The organism is Rhodococcus sp. NPDC058521, assembly GCF_042719695.1.
Lineage (GTDB): Bacteria > Actinomycetota > Actinomycetes > Mycobacteriales > Mycobacteriaceae > Rhodococcus_F.
The window spans coordinates 152,967-173,925 of sequence record NZ_JBHXNL010000005.1; the positions used below are offsets into that span (position 1 = coordinate 152,967).

Annotated in this window: 22 protein-coding genes; 11 read left to right on the forward strand and 11 right to left on the reverse strand. The window is 65.4% G+C overall.

The features are described from left to right. The first annotated feature begins 4 nt into the window (after positions 1-4). Entirely contained in the window at positions 5-943 is a 939-nt protein-coding gene (locus tag ACFWO3_RS10570; protein ID WP_378576960.1) for an alpha/beta hydrolase, read from the forward strand. Here ACFWO3_RS10570 and ACFWO3_RS10575 read toward each other — a convergent pair. Next, complete coding sequence (locus ACFWO3_RS10575) at positions 902-1,774, reverse strand: glycine betaine ABC transporter substrate-binding protein (protein ID WP_378576962.1); 873 nt, start codon at positions 1,772-1,774, stop codon at positions 902-904. The two genes, ACFWO3_RS10570 and ACFWO3_RS10575, sit on opposite strands and share 42 nt — an antisense overlap. A 217-nt stretch (positions 1,775-1,991) precedes the next feature. On the opposite strand from ACFWO3_RS10575, the gene ACFWO3_RS10580 reads away from it, so the two are divergent. The 4 genes from ACFWO3_RS10580 to ACFWO3_RS10595 are packed head-to-tail and all read left to right on the forward strand — an operon-like array spanning position 1,992 to position 5,498. Beyond that, entirely contained in the window at positions 1,992-2,933 is a 942-nt protein-coding gene (locus tag ACFWO3_RS10580; RefSeq protein WP_378576964.1) for a glycine betaine ABC transporter substrate-binding protein, read from the forward strand. Positions 2,934-2,942: 9 nt separating this feature from the next. Further along, positions 2,943-4,115, forward strand: coding sequence for an ABC transporter ATP-binding protein (locus tag ACFWO3_RS10585; RefSeq protein WP_378576967.1), 1,173 nt, complete (start codon positions 2,943-2,945; stop codon positions 4,113-4,115). Between the two features lie 4 nt (positions 4,116-4,119). Beyond that, positions 4,120-4,788 carry an ABC transporter permease gene (locus tag ACFWO3_RS10590; RefSeq protein WP_378576969.1) on the forward strand — a complete coding sequence of 223 codons (669 nt, stop codon included), beginning with the start codon at positions 4,120-4,122 and terminating at the stop codon, positions 4,786-4,788. Then, positions 4,785-5,498: an ABC transporter permease gene (locus tag ACFWO3_RS10595; protein ID WP_378576972.1), complete on the forward strand. Its 714-nt coding sequence runs from the start codon at positions 4,785-4,787 to the stop codon at positions 5,496-5,498. Before ACFWO3_RS10590 ends, ACFWO3_RS10595 begins: the two co-directional genes overlap by 4 nt. A 70-nt stretch (positions 5,499-5,568) precedes the next feature. On the opposite strand, the gene ACFWO3_RS10600 is transcribed toward ACFWO3_RS10595, so the two are convergent. The 4 genes from ACFWO3_RS10600 to ACFWO3_RS10615 form a co-directional block, all read right to left on the reverse strand. Next, the gene (locus ACFWO3_RS10600; protein WP_378576974.1) at positions 5,569-6,762 is read right to left on the reverse strand and encodes an NADP-dependent malic enzyme; all 1,194 of its coding nucleotides are present in this window, start codon (positions 6,760-6,762) and stop codon (positions 5,569-5,571) included. Positions 6,763-7,140: 378 nt separating this feature from the next. Next, positions 7,141-7,458 (reverse strand): hypothetical protein, encoded by a 318-nt coding sequence (locus ACFWO3_RS10605; RefSeq protein WP_378576978.1) that lies wholly within the window; start codon positions 7,456-7,458, stop codon positions 7,141-7,143. A 66-nt stretch (positions 7,459-7,524) separates the two neighbouring features. Further along, a complete protein-coding gene (locus ACFWO3_RS10610; protein WP_378576981.1) occupies positions 7,525-8,139 on the reverse strand; it encodes a MarC family protein in 615 nt (204 codons plus the stop codon). 10 nt (positions 8,140-8,149) lie between these two features. Continuing rightward, positions 8,150-9,004, reverse strand: coding sequence for a PHP domain-containing protein (locus ACFWO3_RS10615; RefSeq protein ID WP_378576983.1), 855 nt, complete (start codon positions 9,002-9,004; stop codon positions 8,150-8,152). Between the two features lie 110 nt (positions 9,005-9,114). Between ACFWO3_RS10615 and corA the strand changes: the two genes are divergently transcribed. After that, complete coding sequence (corA, locus tag ACFWO3_RS10620; protein WP_378576985.1) at positions 9,115-10,185, forward strand: magnesium/cobalt transporter CorA; 1,071 nt, start codon at positions 9,115-9,117, stop codon at positions 10,183-10,185. Between the two features lie 10 nt (positions 10,186-10,195). On the opposite strand, the gene ACFWO3_RS10625 is transcribed toward corA, so the two are convergent. The 4 genes from ACFWO3_RS10625 to ACFWO3_RS10640 all read right to left on the reverse strand — a co-directional run bounded on the left by ACFWO3_RS10625 (position 10,196) and on the right by ACFWO3_RS10640 (position 13,474). Beyond that, entirely contained in the window at positions 10,196-10,783 is a 588-nt protein-coding gene (locus ACFWO3_RS10625; protein ID WP_378576987.1) for a suppressor of fused domain protein, read from the reverse strand. 2 nt (positions 10,784-10,785) lie between these two features. Next, on the reverse strand, positions 10,786-11,910 hold the full coding sequence (locus ACFWO3_RS10630; protein WP_378576989.1) for a winged helix DNA-binding domain-containing protein: 1,125 nt from the start codon (positions 11,908-11,910) through the stop codon (positions 10,786-10,788). A gap of 10 nt (positions 11,911-11,920) precedes the next feature. Continuing rightward, positions 11,921-12,415: a general stress protein gene (locus ACFWO3_RS10635; protein ID WP_378576992.1), complete on the reverse strand. Its 495-nt coding sequence runs from the start codon at positions 12,413-12,415 to the stop codon at positions 11,921-11,923. Between the two features lie 93 nt (positions 12,416-12,508). After that, positions 12,509-13,474: an HpcH/HpaI aldolase/citrate lyase family protein gene (locus tag ACFWO3_RS10640; RefSeq protein ID WP_378576995.1), complete on the reverse strand. Its 966-nt coding sequence runs from the start codon at positions 13,472-13,474 to the stop codon at positions 12,509-12,511. Between the two features lie 110 nt (positions 13,475-13,584). On the opposite strand from ACFWO3_RS10640, the gene ACFWO3_RS10645 reads away from it, so the two are divergent. The 5 genes from ACFWO3_RS10645 to ACFWO3_RS10665 all read left to right on the forward strand — a co-directional run bounded on the left by ACFWO3_RS10645 (position 13,585) and on the right by ACFWO3_RS10665 (position 18,826). Next, positions 13,585-14,856 carry a magnesium transporter MgtE N-terminal domain-containing protein gene (locus ACFWO3_RS10645; RefSeq protein ID WP_378576997.1) on the forward strand — a complete coding sequence of 424 codons (1,272 nt, stop codon included), beginning with the start codon at positions 13,585-13,587 and terminating at the stop codon, positions 14,854-14,856. Further along, positions 14,853-15,350: a DUF1003 domain-containing protein gene (locus ACFWO3_RS10650; RefSeq protein ID WP_378577000.1), complete on the forward strand. Its 498-nt coding sequence runs from the start codon at positions 14,853-14,855 to the stop codon at positions 15,348-15,350. The genes ACFWO3_RS10645 and ACFWO3_RS10650 overlap by 4 nt, the downstream gene beginning before the upstream one ends. Before the next feature lie 85 nt (positions 15,351-15,435). Next, a complete protein-coding gene (locus ACFWO3_RS10655; protein ID WP_378577002.1) occupies positions 15,436-16,629 on the forward strand; it encodes a lytic murein transglycosylase in 1,194 nt (397 codons plus the stop codon). Between the two features lie 158 nt (positions 16,630-16,787). Next, positions 16,788-17,666 (forward strand): lytic murein transglycosylase, encoded by an 879-nt coding sequence (locus tag ACFWO3_RS10660; RefSeq protein WP_378577005.1) that lies wholly within the window; start codon positions 16,788-16,790, stop codon positions 17,664-17,666. 23 nt (positions 17,667-17,689) lie between these two features. Continuing rightward, positions 17,690-18,826, forward strand: coding sequence for an Mrp/NBP35 family ATP-binding protein (locus ACFWO3_RS10665; protein ID WP_378577007.1), 1,137 nt, complete (start codon positions 17,690-17,692; stop codon positions 18,824-18,826). 31 nt (positions 18,827-18,857) lie between these two features. Here ACFWO3_RS10665 and tatB read toward each other — a convergent pair whose 3' ends face one another. Together tatB and ACFWO3_RS10675 are read right to left on the reverse strand one after the other, a co-directional pair. Then, positions 18,858-19,295: a Sec-independent protein translocase protein TatB gene (gene tatB, locus ACFWO3_RS10670; protein WP_378577010.1), complete on the reverse strand. Its 438-nt coding sequence runs from the start codon at positions 19,293-19,295 to the stop codon at positions 18,858-18,860. Between the two features lie 77 nt (positions 19,296-19,372). After that, positions 19,373-20,905 (reverse strand): trypsin-like peptidase domain-containing protein, encoded by a 1,533-nt coding sequence (locus tag ACFWO3_RS10675; RefSeq protein ID WP_378577012.1) that lies wholly within the window; start codon positions 20,903-20,905, stop codon positions 19,373-19,375. Between the last annotated feature and the right edge of the window lie 54 nt (positions 20,906-20,959).

The window sequence follows — 20,959 nt, forward strand, 5'->3', positions numbered from 1 at the left end:
CGAGATGAGCGCCATTCAACTGCCCACGGGGTTCGCCGCAGCGGCACTGCGCCCGTTCTTCCGGCTCGCGTTCAACTCACACCTACCGATTTCGGTGCAACGCATACTGCTCGACCTCGGGGCACCGCTGCAGACGATGCCCGACGGTTCGGTGGTCCGCAAGACGACCCTGGCCGGACGGCCGGTCGAGAGAATCACCGTGGGCGCCACTCGGCGCAAGACGGCCGTGCTGTTCTTGCACGGCGGTGCGTACACGGTCGGCTCGTTGGCCTCACATCGGTCTCTCGCTGCTCACCTCTCTCGTGAGTCCGGGAGCGTCGTCTATCTCCTCGATTACCGCCTGGCACCGGAGAACCCGTTCCCAGCTGGGCTCGAGGACGCCGAGGCTGCGTACCTGGAACTGGTCACCGAACACGGTTACACGCCGGACCAGGTCGCCATCTCCGGCGATTCCGCGGGAGGCGGGCTGACTCTTGCGACGGCCGAACGGTTGGTGCACCGGCACGGAGTGACACCGGCCGCACTCGGGCTGATCGCACCGTGGGCGGACCCCACCGACCGCAGTTCGCTCCGAGATCGGGACGTGGTGATCAACACGGCGTGGGCGTACGACGCCGCGGCGAAGTATCTCGGCGGTGGTGATCCGTCCGCAACCGGTTACGCGCCACTGCACGACGATCTGTCGGGGTTGCCACCCACGATCATCCACATCGGTCTTCAGGAAGTTCTGTACCCGCAGGCAATCGCCCTGCGGGACAAGCTGAAGGTCTCCGGCGTGGACGTTCGTGTCACCGAGTTCGCCAGGCTCTGGCACGTGGCGCACGCACAGGCATCTCTCGTTCGTGAGGCCCGCGATGCCGTTGCCGATCTCGGCAAGTTCCTGGGCACTCACCTGAGCGGTTCAGGAGTGAGCGTCGAGCCAGGCGCGCGCAACGTCCTCTGATTCGGCTCCCTCGCGGACCTGGTCGACCATGTCGGCCAGGTCCGCACTCGTAAGCTCACCTGCCACCACGTTCAACGCCTTGATTTGCGCTTCGGCCAGCGTCCCCGAGCGATGAAGAGGCACCACGTTCTGTGCCCGAAACGCGCCCTCGTCGTCGCTCAGTGCCACGAGATTCCCGGAACCGAGCAGTCCTGACAGTGTCGTCAGGGCTCCGACGGATGCGCGGTCGGCGCCCAGTCGTTCCAGGACCTCGGGGTCGGCCGCGCCGTCGGCCACACCCGCGAACGTGCAATCAGGGACCGATCGCAAGGTGTCGCCCGCCAGAGCGGTACGGTCGAATTCGCCTCCGACCACCAGCGTCGACGTCGCGCAGCGCGACGCCAGGTCGTCGACGTCGTGCACGTCGCGTGCAACCACCTGGTCTACGACGAGTACCGAACGATTCTCGGCAGCAGCAAAGTCCGACACCGAAAAGCCCTGCGGCAAGGATGCACTCAGCTCACCGAAGACATCGGTCGGCGTAGTTGCCGTTGCCGCCGGCTCGAAGTACGTCAACAGTTCGCCCGTGAAGTCGGGCACCACCGTCACCTCACCCGAGTCGAGCACGTCCAGGTAGTCGGCACGATCACCGAGATTATCTCGGACCGATACCGACACTCCGGTGGTTCGGAGGATGCCCGCGTACAGCTGCGCCACCACGGCGCCCACCTCGGTGCTTCCGGCGCCCACGACGATCGGCGCGTCGCCGGCTGCGCCCGCCCCATCCAGGGTGGAGTTGTCGACGCTGCAACCCGCACCGAACACGAGCAGGGCACTCGATACTCCCGTCACGACCCGGCAAAGCGTGGTCCGCGGCGAACCCGCCCCGGTTCTCATAGCGATTGTCACCGCTGACTTCCTCTCGAGTGCGGCCGCACGCGCTCCGTCCGCACCAGAATCACCATGCACGTAAATCCATGTCCTGTCGGTCCCTATCGTTACACTGACCCCGGAAAGCGCAGCAACGGCTCCCCATGCTGCACCGGCTCCACTCCCCCGAGGATGCACAGTGCGCAAACCCGTTTTCACCGTCGCTCTGACTCTCACGGCCGTCGTTTCTCTCTCCGCGTGTGGGGGCGGATCGGACCCGCTCGCTGCCGAGGGTGGCGGCTCGGGAGACGACGCGAATGCGATCATCGTCGGCGGCGCGAACTTCCCGGAGTCGGAGACCGTGGCGAACATCTATGCCGAGGTCTTGCGTGCCAACGGGTTCGATGTGGACACCACTCTCGACATCGGCAGTCGTGAGGCGTACATCCCTGCGCTGCGCGATGGTTCCATCGACGTGATACCCGATTACACCGGCAACCTGCTGCAGTATCTCGTACCGGGCACCACTGCGGTCACGGCAGAAGATGTCGACGCCGCGCTCCCTGCCGCCCTTGCTCCCGACCTGGAAATCGCCACGCCTGCGCCGGCCGAGGACAAGGACGCCGTGGTCGTCACCGCCGAGACGGCGCAGAAGTGGAACCTGAAGACCATCGCCGACCTCGCCGCGCATTCCGAAGAGGTGGCCTTCGGTGCCCCCGCCGAGTTCCAGGAGCGTCCGGTCGGCCTACCCGGGCTGTCGGCCAAGTACGGTCTGAACATCTCGCCGGACCGGTTCGTGCCCATAGCGGACGGCGGCGGACCCGCCACCGTGGATGCCCTGGTCTCCGGTCAGATCACCGCTGCGAACATCTTCACCACATCTCCCGCGATCGTCGAGGAAGGTCTCGTGGTTCTGGGCGACCCTGACAACAACTTTCCGGCCCAGAACGTCGTACCGGTTCTGCGGGCGGACAAGAAGTCACCGAAGCTGATCGAGGTACTCGACACGGTGTCGGCGAAACTCACCACCGAAGAGCTGACGGATCTGAACGTCGAGGTGTCCGGTGATGCCAAGACCGAGCCCGACGAGGCGGCCCGGAGCTGGGTCGAGGCACAGGGTCTCGGCGAGCCGATCGGATAGCGGTCACACATGATCACGTTCACCGGTGTCACCAAGAGGTTCGCCGACGGCACAACCGCTGTCGACGATCTCGATCTGCATATCGAGCCGGAATCCTTCACCGTATTCGTCGGCCCGTCCGGCTGCGGGAAGACCACGTCGATGCGCATGATCAATCGAATGATCACCCCTACTTCGGGATCGGTCACCGTCGACGGTGAGAACATCGCGAACGTCGACGCCGTTCGGCTCCGGCTCGGCATCGGGTACGTCATCCAGAGCGGGGGCCTGCTCCCCCATCGCACCGTCGCAGACAATGTCGCCACCGTTCCGGTACTGCGTGGGCAGTCACGACGATCGGCACGCAAGTCCGCCGTTGCCCTGCTCGAGCGTGTCGGCCTGGATCCCGTACTCGGAAACCGATACCCGGCACAGCTGTCCGGTGGCCAGCAACAGCGCGTAGGTGTTGCCCGCGCCTTGGCCGCCGACCCTCCGATCCTGCTGATGGACGAACCGTTCAGTGCCGTCGACCCCGTGGTGCGCGAGGATCTGCAGAGCGAGATGCAACGGCTGCAGGCAGAACTCCGTAAGACCATCGTGTTCGTCACCCACGACATCGACGAAGCCGTCAAACTCGGCGACCGTGTTGCCGTATTCGGTCCGGGCGGGCGGCTGCAGCAATACGACGACCCGCGGACCGTCCTGGCGTCTCCTGCGAACGAGTTCGTCGCCGCGTTCGTCGGACGGGATCGCGGCTACCGCGGTCTCTCGTTTCGATCCGCAGACACGATTGCGCTCCACGACGTCACCACGGCCCGACGCGAAGACCTGGCCGACCTTCGTCTCGAACGCGACGAATGGGTGGTCGTGGTCGACGAGGCCGGAGCTCCGCAGGGCTGGATCGACGTGACCGGTGTGGATGGCTTGCGAGCGGGCCGATCGCCGTCGCAGTGCATCGCCGCCGGTGGTTCCCTGTTCAAGCCGGGCGCAGATTTGAGACTTGCCCTCGACGCAGCCATTTCCTCGCCCTCGGGAATCGGCGTCGCGGTGAACGACAACGGGACCGTCATCGGCGGCGTACCTGCGTCCGAAGTGTTGGACAAATTGGCCGAGCAACGCCGCGAAGAGGATCTCGAGCGCAACCAGCAGTTCTTCGCATCGGCTGGTCCCGGACCCGAGGCCACCGACACCACGGGGTCGTGAGCACGTGCGCTGGCTCGTCGACAACTTCTCGGTCGTACTCGACCTGACCAGGACGCACCTGTACCTGGCCTTGGTCCCGCTCCTCGTGGGGCTGATAATCGCGGTACCGGTGGGCACCCTGGTGCGGCGAGTGCCGTGGCTGCGGCGCATCACACTGCTCTTCGCCAGCATCGCCTTCACCGTCCCTTCGCTCGCCCTTTTCGTCACGGTGCCTTCGGTATTCGGCCTTCAGATTCTCGATCCACTCAATGTCGTGATCGCCCTGACCGTCTACTCGACGGCTCTCCTGATTCGTGCGGTCCCGGAAGCCCTCGATTCGGTTCCCGACGATGTGATCGATTCCGCTGCGGCCATGGGTTTCACGGCTGTGCGCCGTGCGTTGACCGTCGAGCTGCCACTTGCGATTCCGGTCCTGGCCGCGAACGTGCGCGTCGTGGCGGTCACCAACATCTCGCTCGTGTCGGTCGGCTCGCTCATCGGAATCGGCGGGCTGGGAACCCTTTTCACGAAGGGTTATCAGCGTGACTATCCCGATCAGATTCTTGCCGGGATCATCGCGATCGTGGTTCTCGCGTTGGCGTTCGACTTGCTGCTGTATCTGATCGCGCGCGCCGCAACCCCGTGGACAAGAGCATCCACGTCGGCTGCTCGATCCCAGCGAGGTGACACATGAACGTCTTCGGCGGCGCTTGGGACTTCATCACCGACCCGGCCCAGTGGGGCGGGTCGACAGGTATCGCGGCGCGCATCCTCGAACACCTCTGGTACAGCCTTCTCGCAGTGGTGGCCGCCGCGATCATCGCGGTTCCACTCGGTCTTTTGATCGGGCACCTGCGCAAGGGTGAAGTGGTGGTCGTCGGGATCGTCAACGCCCTTCGTTCACTACCCACGCTCGGTCTACTCACCTTCCTGGTGCTGCTCATGGGCCTCGGCCTCGTTCCGCCGATCATGGCCCTGGTGATACTCGGAATCCCCCCGATACTCGCCGGTGTCTATGCGGGCGTGGCGAATGTCGACGGCGACGTCGTCGACGCCGCACGGGCGATGGGCATGACCGAATCCCAGGTCCTGATGCGCGTGGAGATTCCCAACGCACTCCCCCTCGTACTCGGCGGCGTGCGAAACGCGACGTTGCAGGTGATCGCCACGGCAACCGTCGCCGCTTACGTCAATCTCGGCGGGCTGGGCCGCTACATCTTCGATGGCCTCGCCCTGCGCACCTACGACCGAGTGCTCGTCGGCGCAATTCTCGTTGCGGCCTTGGCTCTCGTCGTGGACGGTATGTTCGCACTGGCCGTCTGGGCGTCGGCACCCGGCACCGGACGGTTACGGCGTACCCCGAAGGACATCGTCCGGCCCGCGGAGCCCACTGAGCGGGCGTGACCCGGACAGCAAAACACCCCGGTAGGGAGCATCGGGTGCGGGCTCCCTACCGGGGTGTCTCACGAACTCGCTAGTCGGTCACGCCTTCTGCTTTCGCAGCAGCCGCGACGGCCTCCGCAACTGCGGGAGCCACGCGAGGATCGAGAGGGCTGGGAACGATCTTGTCCGCAGCCAACTCGTCACCGACCACCGAGAGGATTGCCTCGGCGGCGGCGAGCTTCATGCCCTCCGTGATGCGGCGGGCTCCGGCGTCGAGTGCACCACGGAACACGCCGGGGAAGGCGAGCACGTTGTTGATCTGGTTCGCGAAATCGCTGCGTCCGGTCGCGACGATCGCAGCGTGACGGTGTGCAACGTCCGGGTGGATCTCCGGGTCGGGGTTCGACAGCGCGAACACGATGGCGTCGCCTGCCATCGTGGCGATGATCTCTTCGGGGACGGTTCCGGCGGACACCCCCACGAACACGTCGGCGCCGTCGAGTGCTTCGACGATGCCGCCTTCCCGGCCGGCCGGGTTGGTGCGTGCGGCCAGGTCCGACTTGATCTCGTTGAGGCCTTCTCGACCTGTGGAGACGATGCCCTTCGAGTCGAGGACCGTCACGTCGGAGATGCCGGCGGCGAGCAGGATGTTCGCGCAGGCCACGCCGGCGGCGCCGGCACCCGAGATCACGACGCGCAGCGAGGTGATGTCGCGGCCCTGAACCTTGACGGCGCCCTTGAGCGCGGCGAGGACGACGATGGCGGTGCCGTGCTGGTCATCGTGCATGACCGGGCAGTCGAGTGCGTCCTTGACCCGCTGCTCGATCTCGAAGCAGCGGGGTGCCGAGATGTCCTCGAGGTTGACGGCGCCGAAGCTCGGGCGCAGTCGGACCAGGGTCTCGACGATCTCGTCGGGGTCCTTGGTGTCGAGAACGAGCGGGATCGAGTTCAGGCCGGCGAAGGTCTTGAACAGGGCCGACTTGCCCTCCATGACGGGGAGCGAGGCGCGGGGGCCGATATCGCCGAGACCGAGAACGGCCGAGCCATCACTCACCACGACCACCAGGCGGTTGGTCCAGGTGTATCGGTCGGCAAGCGTCTCGTCTGCTGCGATCGCGCGGCTGACCTGTGCCACACCCGGGGTGTATGCGATCGACAATGCGCGCTGCGAATCGAGCGGGGCCGTGGTCTCGACCGACAGCTTGCCGTCGGTGTGACCGGCGAAGATCTCGTCGTCGGTCAGGTCGATTTTCTGAGGTGTTGTGGCTTCGGACACGAGGGACACAATGACACTCCTGCTAGGTCCCGGCTCACTCGGGGCCGGGTTACTGAGAAGTAACCGCCTTGATCGACGCTGACCAGACGGGTACCTCACGTACGTCTACTGAGAAGCTTCCGGTGCGCGCGGATCACGATCGCCGCAGTACATCTATCGAAGCGTGATGGCGCTGGGCCGTGTGAGCCCTGGCAGTTCCTGCCATCGAACCCCCCGTCGAAGGGCGGTGGCGCCAACTTCGGAGTGAGTCAAGTGTGCCACTGTGACCGGTACACAATCAAATTGTGGGGAGGGCGAAATGTCTCACCCTTTGAGGCTTCTACCTGTGAGTATCCGGTTACCGGCCGGTAGCAATCGACGGCGGTGACCCGCACTACACGGCGACGGTCAGCCCCACCACTGAGTCCAGAAAAGTCCGGCCGCGATCGCGAAGACCACGAATGCCCCGAAGACGGACCCGGCACCGGATCTCCGGTCTGCCCATACCTGCACGATCAACGCGATCACCGAAGCGAAGACGTGCACGACGATCGATGTCTGGCCTGGCCCCGGGAATCCTTGTCCCTCACCGAGATACGCGGCTCCTGCGACGACGATGGTGAGAACGATCATCCCGGCCGCAACCGAACCGCTGAGCCCGAGCAACCAGCGCATCGGCGAGGAATGCCGTTCCTGGCGTGCGTCGTCGTAGTCACGGAGCGTCATCGATCCTCCTTCGTAGTACACGCGTCCATACTGCCGCACCCACCAACTGCAGTGGCCTCGGAGGTGTCAGCCTCCGGCCACGAATCCACGTACCGACTCCGCGATCAACTGAACCGCGATCGCGGCGAGAAGGAGACCTGCGATGCGCGCGAGCAGCGAGATCCCGCTCTCACCGAGCAGCCGGATCAGCAGAGTCGAGAACCGGAGCACGATGTAGAGCACGACGTGGATGGTGACGATCGCGAGTGCGATGGCGAGATAGGAACCGGTGTGGCCGTCCGCCTGCGCCACGAACACGATGACCGCCGCAATCGCACCCGGCCCCGCCATCATGGGCGTGCCGAGCGGGACGAGCGCCACGTTGACGTCCTCGGCGGCCTTCGACTGGTTGTTCTCGCGACCGGTGAGGAGTTCGAGCGCGATCAGAAGGAGAAGCAGTCCCCCTGCACCTTGCAGCGCCGGAATTCCGATATGGAGATAGTTCAGAATCGCCTGGCCACCGACGGCGAACACGGTGATGACGGCCAACGACACTGCCGGTGCCTGCCAGGCGGCCCGGTTCCGCGCTTCCTTCGGCTTTCGGCCGACGAGGCTGAGGAACACTGGAATCACTCCCGGCGGATCCATGATCACGAAGAGAGTGATGAAAACCGTCAGGTAGAGCGTGGTGTCGAACATCAACGCCGTCCACTCATCCGGTGATCACCTGTGCACCCGTGGCTTTCGACAGCAACTCGTCGAACTGATCCGGTGCCGTGGTGTGTGCGCCGAGGGGAATCGACTTGTTGATTCCGTGATAGTCCGACGATCCGGTCACCGGAAGCCGCAGCTCGTCCGCGAGCCGGCGCAGGACGGCGGCGTCCTCCGCACTGTGATCGGCGTGGTCGACCTCGAGTCCACCGATGCCCAGTGGTGCCAGCTCACGAACATGATCGAGGTCGAGCAGACGCCCGCGGGTGCGCGCCCGCGCATGAGCCACCACCGCGACACCGCCGGCCTCTGTCACCAGTCGAACCGCGTCCCCGAGGGGTGTGTCCCTCTTGTGGACGTAGTACGGACTCGCAGTCGCGAGAGGGCCCCGGAAGGCCTCGTCCACCGTTGCCACGACCCCGGCGTCGATCAAGGCTCGCGCAAGGTGGGGACGTCCGATGGAGGGTCCGGCTGCCGCCGACAACGCTTCCAGGTCGATCGGCAGGCCGTCCGCGGCCATCCGTTCCGCCATCGCTCGAATACGACCCTCACGCTCGGTGCGGAGCCGACGGCGCTCCTCTGCGAATCCGGGGTGCTCGGGATCGAACAGATACGCCAGCAGGTGAACGGGCACCGGGCGGCCGTCCTCACCACGCCCCTCGCACGACATCTCCATGCCGCGCACCAGAGTCAGACCTTCCGGTAGCGCCTGCGCTGCCGGCTCCCACCCTGCCGTGGTGTCGTGATCGGTGATCGCGACCACGTCGAGACCTGCTTCCTTCGCCGCCAGGACCAGCTCTCGGGGCGAGTCCGTACCGTCGGACACGGACGAATGGGTGTGAAGGTCGATGCGCACCGCCCAAGTGTGTCAGGTCCGCGCTCGCAGACCCGTAACTCACGTAGCATTGCGCTGCAGTGTCGCCGGATGAACCGTCGCCGGATCATCCGTCTCCGGAGGAGGGAGTCGTGCCGTCCATGCCTTCACTCCCCATGCGAACCGGCCAGAAAGCTCCTCGGCCGAAGCCGCCGATCCCCGCAGTACGCGCCATCGTCGACTGCGCGGTGTACGTCGACGGCCGACGTCTCCCGGGCAAGTACACCCACGAATCCGCACTGGCCGAAGTCCGCGAACGCGGCGAAGGTTTCGTGTGGCTGGGACTACTCGCACCGGACGAAGACCAGATGGCGCGTGTGGCTTCCACCTACGGGCTGCACGAGTTGATGGTCGAAGACGCCGTCCACGCGCACCAGCGCCCCAAACTCGAACGCTACGACGAAGTGGTGTTCCTGGTTCTCCGTACGGTCTGCTACGTGCCCCACGATTCCGTGGTCACCGCCAACGAGATCGTGGAAACCGGAGAAATCATGGTCCTGGCAGGCGACGATTTCGTGGTGACCGTGCGGCACGGCGACCACACCGGACTCGCCGCCGTACGGACCGCGCTCGAGGACAACCCGGAACGTCTCGCTCTGGGACCGACTTCCGTACTTCACGCCATCGCCGACCATGTCGTCGATTCGTACCTCGATGTCACCGAGTCGATCGAAGAAGACGTCGACAGCATGGAAGAAGCCGTGTTCAACCCCCAGTCGACGGTGGCGATCGAGAAGATCTATCTCCTGAAACGCGAGATCGTCGAGCTCCGCAAGTCGGTGATCCCGTTGTCGAATCCTCTTCTGCGACTCACCCGCGGGCCGGGAAACCCCATTCCCAAGGAAGTACGCCGATACTTCCGTGACGTCCAGGACCATCACACGATCGTCGCTGAACGAATCGCCGAGTTCGACGAAGTACTCAGTTCTCTCGTCGATGCCGCCCTCGCAAAGGTTGCCGTGCAGCAGAACACCGACATGCGAAAGATCTCCGCATGGGTTGCGATTGCCGCCGTACCCACGATGGTGGCCGGAATCTACGGCATGAACTTCGACCACATGCCTGAATTACATTGGGAATACGCCTATTACGTAGTTGTCGGCGTGATCGTCCTCGTGATCGTCGGGCTCTTCGTCACGTTCCGCCGCAACAACTGGCTCTGACGAGAGCGGGTCAGAGCGAGGCCGCCGCGCGCTGCGGGTCACGCACGTCGATGCCCGCTTCCTTCCACGCCTCACGCAGGGCCTCGGCACCGCGCAGGCGTACCCACGCAGCTTCCGTCGCGGTGAGCGGAACGACGGAGAGAAACTTCACCGGGTCGGCCGGTTCGGGTACCGCCAGTTCCGGTATCTCGCTCTCCCCGAGCAGAACCGCGGTGAACGGCACCCCTTTCCACAGCGGTTCGCCGAGATCGATCAGTGCGTCCGCCGCCAGCACGATCCCTTCGACGGACGGAGACGCCGCGAGCACGGCAAGCGTCCGCTGAATGCCCGATGCGACGCCGGCACCGCCGTGCAACGTGAGAATCAGCTCGGCACGCGGACCCCTCGTCGGGTCCGCTACCAGCTCCCCCGGATCGCCCATCGGATGACGCGAACACCCCAGCGAGGTGTAGTGCACGAAGCCTTCGTCGTCCGGAGGAAACAGCAGTACGTCCAACGGCTCGACGCCGAGGAATGTCACCGAAGCCGACGCCGGCTCGACCCCACCGAACCGAGAGACCAGGTGAGCACGGACTGCGTTGACAACACTTTCGGACACCCTCACATCAAACCATCGCGCCCGTTCACGAATCGAACTTCCCTCGTCTCGGCATCGGGATGCACGAATTTCAACAGCCTCCGGCCTTCGGCGACGACGGAGTCCCGATTGCGCGAGGCGATCTTCTTCAGAGGTTCCACGTTCAGTACGGCACACCCGTTTTTCCTGGTCGTGGAGGCGAACCCCACCACCCGGCCGTTCACGAGCACTGCGGGCTTCACGATTCCGTTCTGGGTGATGATCCGGGCCCGCACTTCCGGGTCGACGATTCGCGTGCGGTCGGCGTGCGACAGCAACACGTTGTCGAACGGCGCGAGGATGCGCACGGGTACGGCGGTGTCCGACTCCGGTCGCGGGAACTCCGGTAGGTCGAACAGTTCTGCTCCCGACTCCGCGAGGTAGACGCGCAGACGTGGACGCAGGCGGTCGAAGATCTCGCCCAGACCGGTCAGGCCCGACCATGCCTGGGCGTCCTTGACGCTAGCCGGTCCGAATGCGGCGAGGTAGCGCAACATCACGGCATCGACGTCCGGAGCTGCGTCCAATTTCGCATCCACCCAGGACTCGAGAGGCACCAGCGCGGGAGGGCCGGACTTTCCCCACACGCCCCGCGGTGGAACCTGGACCATCGGAACCACGCCCCGGATGCCGTGGGCCAGCGAGGCGCCGTCGCGTCCGGGAAACCGCGATTCGAGCAATGGCCGCATCTGAACAGCCGTAAGTGGTCCGTCCGCGGTCAGCTCACGTCCCGCCGCCGCAAGTGCGTGGACGTCGATCCCCCGCAGATTCTCTCGATGCTGCGTGTTGGTGTGCAGGTCCTGATCGAGGATTCGCTGGGTCAACGGGCGCAGGGTGAGTGCGTCACGCGCCGACAGCGCGAACACCGTTCCACGCATCGCCACAATCCGCACGACGTCACGATTCTCGACGAGACTCGCCAAATCTTCGGGGCGAAACCCCTGCAACCGGCACCACAAGGCAAAATAGGGCGGATCCGGCGCCTGTGCCTGTAGTCCGCACAGATGCTCGATCATCTCGAGGGCCGAGGCATCCGATCGGTTCAGCAGGAACTGCCTGGCAAGTGTCGCCCGGCCGAGCGCCCTGTCGGTCAATCGGTCGGCAGGCACCGTGGTCGGCTCAGATCGCCAGGCGGGCGAGCATGTCGCGCGCCTTCTCTGCTGTCTTCGGATCGCACAGCACGTCGTAGCGGCCGGCGACCAGTTGCATGGTCGACGCGAAGTCCCGGGTGCCGCGGGTGGCCGCGTACGGAATGGTCGTCGAGATCAGCCCGAAAACGATGCCGCCGACGATGCCGACGAGGAGCGGCGCCAGGAACCCACCCGTCACGATGCCCAGCAACAAGCCGAAGAACACGCCGAGCCACGCACCCGAAACGATGCCTCCACCAATCACTTTCGCCCAACTGAGACGACCGAGGACGCGCTCGACCTGCATGAGATTCACACCGACGATGGTGACGTCCTCCACCGAGAACTCCTGATCGGACAGGTAGTCCACGGCACGCTGAGCTTCGGCATACGTCGGGTAGGATCCGATCGGCCAACCGCTGGGCGGAGTCGGCAGTTCCCCACGGCGTGTTCCGGCAGCTCGCGGGGCGAGTGGATTCGTCATCGGTACCGATTCTCCTCGGGCGTTTCGGACATTCCAACCACCATTGTGCCTGTTACCACCCTGCTGCGCTGGCTCCCCGCCGCGGGAAGCCGATCACCGACCTGCGTCGGGTGGCGTGAAACTGCTCGTTCGAACCATCCCCGCGGCGCGGCCCTTGGCCGAGATCACCAGGGCCATCTTCCTACTGGCCTCGTCGATCATCTCGTCGCCGAGCATGACCGCGCCCCGCGCACCACCTTTCGTCGAGGTGTGGAACTCGTAGGCGTCCAGAACGAGTTCGGCATGATCGTAGTCACTCTGGCGTGGGCTGAACACGTCGTTCGCGGCTTCTATCTGGGACGGATGCAGCACCCATTTGCCGTCGAAACCCAGTGCGGCAGTGCGGTGCGCGGACCTCCGGAACGCATCGACGTCTCGGATCTGCAGGTACGGACCGTCGATGGCCTGCAGACCGTGGGCCCGGGCCGCGATCAGAATGGTCATGAGGATGTGGTGATAGGCATCACCACGGTCGTATCCGTCCGGCTGCTCCCCCACCACGAGAGTGCGCATGTTGATGCCCGCCATGAAGTCCGCCGGCCCGAACACGAGCGTCTCGACTCGTGGGCTTGCCGTCGCGATCGCATCGATGTTGGTGAGGCCGAGCGCATTCTCGATCTGCGGTTCGATTCCGATACACCCGACCTCTAGCCCGTTCGCCTTCTCGAGCTGAGTGAGCAGCAGATCCAGGGCCTGGACGTGACTCGGGTCCGAAACCTTCGGCAACAGGATCGCATCGAGGTGCACGCCTGCACGATCCACGACTTCGGTGACGTCGCGGTACGTCCATTCGGTGGTCCAGTCGTTGACGCGCACGACCTTGATCTGGTCGCCCCAGCCGTCCTCGGTGAGTGCCTCCGAAACGCGAATACGCGCTTCCTCCTTGGCAAGAGGGGCCGTCGCGTCCTCCAGATCCAGGAAGATCTCGTCCGCCGGCAGGCTTTTCGCCTTGTCGATCATCTTCCGGCTACTTCCCGGCACCGCGAGAACCGATCGCCGTGGCCTGTTCCGAGACACCATACCCGTGCCGTCCTCTCCGGCCCGAATCGGCCGACTCACGCCGTGTGTCGCCACGTCGACACGGCAATTCGATTCCACAGTTGACGATGCAAGGATCTAGCCTTGCAGTCATGGCAGCTGCAAGCAAAGTCTTTGCGGCCAGGCTTGCCGGCCTGGTGGTACTGGGACCGGACGGAGAATCGATCGGCCGTGTTCGCGACGTCGTGATCACGGTCCGGATCGGACGCCAGCAACCTCGTGTCCTCGGTCTCGTCATCGAAATGTTCAGTCGCAAACGGATCTTCGTCCCCATGCTGAGGGTCACGGCGATCGAGCCGGGGTCGGTGACCCTGACGACCGGAAACGTCAGTCTCCGACGCTTCAACCAACGACCGGGCGAAGTCCTCGCACTGGCACAGGTACTCGACTCCCGGGTTCGCATCGACGACCCCGAACTGGAGGACCTACGCGGGGTGGAATGCCTCGTCGTGGACCTCGGGATCGAACTGACACGTACGCGCGACTGGGTGGTGTCCCGGGTCGCGGTGCGTGGACACCGCGGACGCCTGGGCCGTCGCGCCGCGATCCATGTCGTCGAATGGCATCACGTTCAGGGCCTGACACACACGGATCTGTCACTACCCGGACAGGGCGTTTCCGCCCTCCTCATGCAGTACGAGGGAATGCGTGCGGCCGACGTGGCCAACGCGATGCGGGAACTGCCGGACAAACGCCGACACGAACTGGCCGTCGCACTCGACGACGAGCGCCTCGCCGACGTCGTCCAGGAGCTCCCCGCCGACGACCAGACCGACCTGCTGATGCACCTCGAGGTCGAACGCGCGGCCGACGTCCTCGAAGCGATGGACCCCGACGACGCAGCCGACCTGCTCGGTGAACTACCCGAGACCGAGGCGGAGTCACTGCTCCAGCTGATGGATCCGCAGGATTCCGAGCCCGTCCGTCGACTGCTCGAGCATTCCCCCGACACGGCAGGTGGTTTGATGACGCCGTCACCGGTGGTGCTCACCGCCTCGACCACCGTTGCCGAAGCGCTCGCCCGCGCTCGCGTGGCCGACGTGACGCCGGCACTGGCGAGCATGGCGTTCGTCGTGCGGCCGCCCACGGCCACCCCGACGGGTCGCTATCTCGGTTGTGTCCACCTGCAGAAACTCCTCCGGGAACCCCCGGCAAGCCTCCTCGGCGGAATGCTCGACGTAGACATGCCCCGACTGGCACCGGACGATTCCCTGACGACGGTGACCCGCTACTTCGCGACCTACAACCTCGTGTGCGGGCCCGTCGTCGACGACGAGAACCACCTTATGGGCGCCGTGACCGTCGACGACGTCCTCGACCATCTCCTCCCCGAGGACTGGCGCGAAGAGGAGAACGACGAATGAGCGAGCTGAACGCTCGGCAACGGCTCGACACCCCGCGTGAGGGACGCCGTTTCCGGCTTCTGACCTACGACGTCGAAGCGGTCGGCGCCGCGAGCGAGAACTTCGCACGATTCCTCGGTACCGGCCGATACTTGATGATCCAGACGGTCATCGTCGTCGCGTGGGTGATTCTCAACGTCTTCGCCGTCCGGCTGCAGTGGGATCCGTACCCGTTCATCCTGCTCAATCTTGCTTTCTCGACTCAGGCCGCGTACGCCGCCCCATTGATCCTGCTCGCGCAGAACCGGCAGGAGAACCGAGACCGCGTCTCCCTGGAGGAAGACCGCTCCCGAGCCGAACAGACCAAGGCCGATACCGAGTTCCTGGCACGCGAACTCGCCGCTCTGCGCATCGCGATCGGCGAGGTGGCCACCCGCGACTACCTCCGCCGCGAGCTGGACGAGATCAGAACGATGCTGGCCGCGCACGAAGACGACCAGGCGCGTCGCAAGTAACCGTTCGAGCGTTTACCGGGCATTGACTGACAGGCCGATCACGCCTATGTAACGTGTGTCACACAGTCCGGGATACATGCGGTGTGTGCAACCGAAAGACATCGCAGGGGGTGATCGAGTGCGGGTGCGTGGCCTGGTGACGACGGCAGCTCTCATCGTCGGCGGTGTCGCCACGGTGGGCTCGTCCACCGTCGCTGCAACGGCAGACGGAACTTCCGCCGCCATTCGTCCATCGGTCGTGAATGTCGCGGGGGAATCCGCACCGCAGTTCGGACACCTTCCGCCTGCCGGCTTCGTCGCCCCGGAGCCCCGCACTGCACGCTCTCAGCGCGCCGCTCCTGCAGGTCCGACGCCACATTCACGCGCGGGCGCCCCATTGGCGCCGCCCGGGTCCACAGCCCCGGTCGACATCTCGGGCCTCATCGCGGCCCCGGTCGTCCTCAGCTCCCTCGGCATCCCCGAGATCGTGCTCAACGCCTATCGCGGCGCCGAGCTCCAGATGATGGTGGAGCAGCCGCGGTGCGGCCTGCCCTGGCACCTCCTTGCCGGTATCGGTCGTATCGAATCCGGTCACGCCGGTGGTGGGAAGACGGACTCTCTCGGCACCACGGTCACACCCATCCTCGGCCCGGTTCTCGACGGTTCGCTCTCGGGTAACGAAGTCATAACGGACACGGACCGAGGCATAACGGACGGTGACCCGAAGCATGACCGTGCGGTCGGTCCGATGCAGTTCATTCCGGCCACTTGGGCCAATTACGCGTCGGACGGCAACGCAGACGGGGTCGCCGATCCCAACAATGTCTTCGATGCCGCGCTCGCTTCGGCCCGCTACCTGTGCGCCGGAGATCTCGACCTCCGTGAGCCCGCGCAGGAGATGCGCGCCGTGCTGCGCTACAACAACTCGGGCAAGTACGCCGCGGACGTGATCACGTGGTCGAACGCGTACAAGAACGGCGGCACCCCCACCCCGGACCAGACGCCGGGCGGCACGCCTGCTCCGCAGCTCGTCGACTCCGTGACCGGCGAAAGCACTCCCCCCGGAAGCCCGACGGCACCACCGCCCGTACCCCCAGGCGCACACATTCCGGACATGCCTATCCCCGGCGCGCCGGCACCGGAAGTCCCGCCTGTACCACCAGGCCAGCAGGCGCCTGTGGTTCCGGGTCTGCCTCAGCTGCCGCCGCTGCCCTGTGTCCTCTTCTGCGCGCCGCCACCTGTGAACGAGACGGCCGACACACCTCGAAGAGAAGGGAATCTGCCGACACCTGTAGCCTGATCCGAGCGCCCCGGCACGCGGCCTCGCGGCCCTGGACGCGAACTCCCCTCACGCGACACGGTTCGATCACGGTTGAATAACAAATCCGCATCGCATCGTGTAGCCTCGGTCACGTCATCGAACGGACCACCCCTTGCAGGGGCGCAGGAGGCAATCGAGTGGGTCGGCACAACAAGAAGGCGGAGTCGCATGTTCGCCGCAATTCGGTTCTCGCACTGAGCGGACTCGTACCGATCGGACTCATCACCGCAGCGAACACCGCGGGTGCCGCACCGAAGGTGCCGTTCCTCGTAGCCAGCGCACACGACGCGACCGCAACCGGCGCGGGCGATCGGGAGCCACAGGCCCAGAAATCCGCCGACACCGTTGCCGACCGGCAGCCCACACTGGCACTCGCCGACATCGCACCGCCACCTCCGCCGCCGGCACCCGAGCCGGCACCGGTCCAGGCGACACCCCCGCTGCCCACCAGCATTGCCGCCGGGGTTCTCGGAATCCCGGAGATCAACGTCGCCGCCTACCAGAACGCAGAGCGCATCCTCGCGGTCGAGCAGCCCGGCTGCGGCATGTACTGGACACTCATCGCCGGCATCGGGCGCGTCGAGTCCACTCACGCGAACGACGGCAAGGCCGACGCCCAAGGAAATGTGTTCGAACCCGTTCTCGGCCCCGTTCTGGACGGCACACTCGCCGGAAACGCCGTCATCCCCGACACCGACGGCGGCGCACTCGACGGTGACGCCAACTTCGATCGCGCGGTCGGCCCCACTCAGTTCCTGCCCGAAACCTGGAATCACTATGCGGGCGACGGCAACGGCGACGGCGTAGCCGACCCCCAGAACCTTTTCGACTCGGCTCTGACGACCGGCAAGTACCTGTGCGACGGTGGCCTCGACGTCCGCGACCCGATTCAGGCAGCGACGGCCGTCCACCGCTACAACAACTCCGCCGCATACGTGGCCAACGTCCTCGCCTGGTCCGCCGGCTACTCGAGTGGAATTGCCCCGGCATCGTCGGACCTGCCGAAGATCCACTGAACGTCGATCCCTACGATTGAGTCATGGCTGTTCTGACCGAGTCCGATGTTCGCAGCGCCCTGGCGCGCGTACAGGACCCCGAGATCCGCAAACCCATCACCGACCTGGGGATGGTCAAGAGCGTCGACATCTCGGACGACAACAGCGTCGACATCGGCATCTACCTGACCACTGCTGGTTGCCCGATGAAGACCGAGATCAGCGATCGGGTCACCAAGGCCGTCGCCGACGTTGCCGGCGTGGGCGCGATTCGGGTCGAACTCGACGTGATGAGCGACGAACAGCGCACCGAACTCCGCAAGTCGCTTCGCGGTGACTCCGCCGAACCGGTCATTCCGTTCGCGCAGCCCGGTTCACTCACTCGCGTGTATGCGGTCGCATCCGGCAAGGGCGGCGTCGGTAAATCCAGTGTCACCGTCAACCTGGCCGCAGCACTCGCGGCGCGGGGCCTCTCCGTCGGCGTCCTGGACGCCGACATCTACGGACATTCGGTTCCGCGCATGCTCGGTACCGACGCGAAGCCCACTCAGGTCGAGCGGATGATCATGCCGCCGGTAGCGCACGACGTGAAGATGATCTCGATCGCGCAGTTCACGCAAGGCAACACCCCTGTCGTGTGGCGTGGCCCGATGCTCCACCGCGCTCTGCAGCAGTTCCTCGCCGACGTGTTCTGGGGCGATCTGGACGTGCTGCTTCTCGACCTGCCACCCGGCACCGGTGACGTCGCCATCTCGGTCGCGCAACTGATCCCCGGCGCGGAGATTCTTGTCGTCACCACGCCGCAGCAAGCGGCTGCGGAGGTCGCCGAACGCGCCGGCGCGATTGCCCTGCAGACCCGCCAGCGCATTGTCGGCGTCGTCGAGAACATGTCCTGGATGGATCTTCCGGACGGCACCCGCATGGACGTCTTCGGCTCGGGCGGTGGCCAGGAGGTATCGGATCGCCTCACGAAGGCCGTTGGTGCGAAGGTTCCGCTGCTCGGCCAGATTCCGTTGGAGCAGGCAGTGCGCGAGGGTGGCGACGCCGGTAAGCCGATCGTCCTTTCGACCCCCGACTCCCCCGCCGCAACGGCGCTTCGCGGAGTAGCAGACAAGCTCGCGGTTCGTAAGCGCGGGCTGGCAGGCATGTCGCTCGGAATCGACACCACCCGCCACCTCTGATCGGTATCAGGTCGCGCTCGACGAAGTCGGATCAGGTCGCATCGACGTCGATCGGTGGCGACTCGCCCGCATCGAGAGGCTTGTTGTTTCCCTTCGAACCACCCTGTACCGCAACCGAAGACGGGGTGTCGACGGAAGAGACCGTGCCCGGCTTCCCCGGAGTGGACGGCTTGGTGTCGAAGTTCCCGGTGAAGATGGAATCGTCACCTTCGAGCAGATGCTTGGTGATGACGGCGCGCGGGGTCATGCCACGCAACTGATTCAAGTCCGCCAGAGGCTTGCGCAGGTCGTCGAACTCGGGACCCAGTTCATCCTTGAGCTGCTGGCTCGCGCCGCTCGCGTACTCCCGAACCTGACGGAGCGACTTGGTCACCCAACTGACGGCCCCAGGAAGCCGCTCCGGTCCCAGAATGACCAGAGCTGCGACGAGGAGGACCATGAACTCGCCCCAACCGATGTTGCCGAACACGTGGTCAGCCTACTGGGTGGTCCTCGAACGTGCCCACCGCGCGACCATGTTCACAGCAACCTCCCAGTCCCGACCGCTCAGTCCGAGATCGGAGTGACGGTCACGTCCACCAGCCGGCCTTCGCGGACCAGCTGAACGTCGACGGGTTCGTCGATCTTCTGTGCGTTGACGGCAACCACCAATTCGTCGGCGCCCGTCACCTCACGGTCGCCCACCTTGACGATCACGTCGCGTTCGACGATGCCCGCCTGCGCAGCGGGGCCGCCGTCCGTCAGGTTCGCGACCTCCGCCCCACTCGTGACGTCGTTGACGACCGTGCGGGCATTGACCCCGATATCGGGATGATGCATCTCGCCGTCTCGAATGAGGGTTTGCGCCACCGTCGTGACCTCGTCGATGGGAATCGCGAACCCGAGGCCCACCGAACCGCCGGACTCACTGAGCATCGCCGTGTTGATACCGATGACTCTGCCCTCGGCGTCGACCAGAGCGCCACCCGAGTTGCCGTGGTTGATCGCGGCATCCGTCTGGATGGCGTCGATGACCGCATTGGTGTCGCTGCCCTCGCCGGACAGCCGCATCGGCCGGTTCAGGGCACTGACGATCCCACGCGTGACGGTCTTACTCAGACCGAGTGGTGAGCCGACGGCGACGACGTCCTGTCCCACCTGAACGTCACCGGACGTGCCGAGCTCGGCAACCGTGAGGTTGTCGGCGGACACCTTCAGCACCGCGAGGTCGGTCTTGATGTCGCGGCCGACGATCTGCGCCTCCGTTTTGGTTCCGTCGGAGAACAGGACCTGGATCTTGCCACCGTCGGGGGCCGTGGCTGCAGCCGAGATCACGTGGTTGTTGGTGACGATGTAGCCGGCGCCGTCGAGGACGACCCCGGAACCTGTACTGCCCTGGTCACCCACCGCGACCTGAATCGAGACCACCGCCGGCAGAACCGAGTCCGCAACCTCCGCAACCGGCGACTCCGCCAGGTCGTCACCACCGCTGGTCTGTGCGAGCGTGACGCTCTGGCTGGTGAGCGAGCTGCGGTCTGTCGTCACGAACACGGCCAGCAAGCCGCCGACCAAACCTATTGCGAGTGCCACTCCGGCGAGTCCCAGCAGCGCCTTCGGCGCGACGTTGTCACCGAACAACACTTCCCGAGCAGTCAGTTTGGGTGCGGACGGCGGCGACGGCGCCGAGCCGCCGATTCCGGGACGTCCGAGCACCACGCCGGCCTCGGGATCACGCCACGGGTCGGCCGCGGTTTCGTCTTCCGGTTCGGGATCGGACGGGGCCTCGGGGTTTCGCTGAATCGTGTCGACGGCGCCGGGCGGTCGACCGAATGCCTCCGCCAAAACTGGGTCCGGTGCGCCCACCTTCACCTGCGGCGCATCTTTCCTGGTCTCTCCTGCCCGATAGAACGACCCTTCGACACCACCCGGACGACCGAATGCCTTCTGCGATGCCGCGTCGACCTCCGGGCGGTACACCGGACGAGGGTCGAGACGAGGCGCGTCGGGCGGCCGAAGCGACCCGTCGGCACTGCTGCTCGCAGGACTTCCGGACCCGTTCGCACCGTTCACCGGGTCACCGTTCTTCGAATCGGCGGTCACGGTCGTACGTCCCCCTCGTGCGCGCCGATGACGCGTCCAGTCGTTCGGTGTGAG

Bases quoted from the DNA above. Each gene is read 5' to 3' on its own strand.
- ACFWO3_RS10645 (WP_378576997.1), top strand. From the start codon at position 13,585: ATGGCAGCTGCAAGCAAAGTCTTTGCGGCCAGGCTTGCCGGCCTGGTG.
- ACFWO3_RS10595 (WP_378576972.1), top strand. From the start codon at position 4,785: ATGAACGTCTTCGGCGGCGCTTGGGACTTCATCACCGACCCGGCCCAG.
- ACFWO3_RS10635 (WP_378576992.1), bottom strand. From the start codon at position 12,415: ATGACGAATCCACTCGCCCCGCGAGCTGCCGGAACACGCCGTGGGGAA.
- ACFWO3_RS10640 (WP_378576995.1), bottom strand. From the start codon at position 13,474: ATGGTGTCTCGGAACAGGCCACGGCGATCGGTTCTCGCGGTGCCGGGA.
- ACFWO3_RS10650 (WP_378577000.1), top strand. From the start codon at position 14,853: ATGAGCGAGCTGAACGCTCGGCAACGGCTCGACACCCCGCGTGAGGGA.
- ACFWO3_RS10585 (WP_378576967.1), top strand. From the start codon at position 2,943: ATGATCACGTTCACCGGTGTCACCAAGAGGTTCGCCGACGGCACAACC.
- ACFWO3_RS10665 (WP_378577007.1), top strand. From the start codon at position 17,690: ATGGCTGTTCTGACCGAGTCCGATGTTCGCAGCGCCCTGGCGCGCGTA.
- ACFWO3_RS10605 (WP_378576978.1), bottom strand. From the start codon at position 7,458: ATGACGCTCCGTGACTACGACGACGCACGCCAGGAACGGCATTCCTCG.
- ACFWO3_RS10570 (WP_378576960.1), top strand. From the start codon at position 5: ATGAGCGCCATTCAACTGCCCACGGGGTTCGCCGCAGCGGCACTGCGC.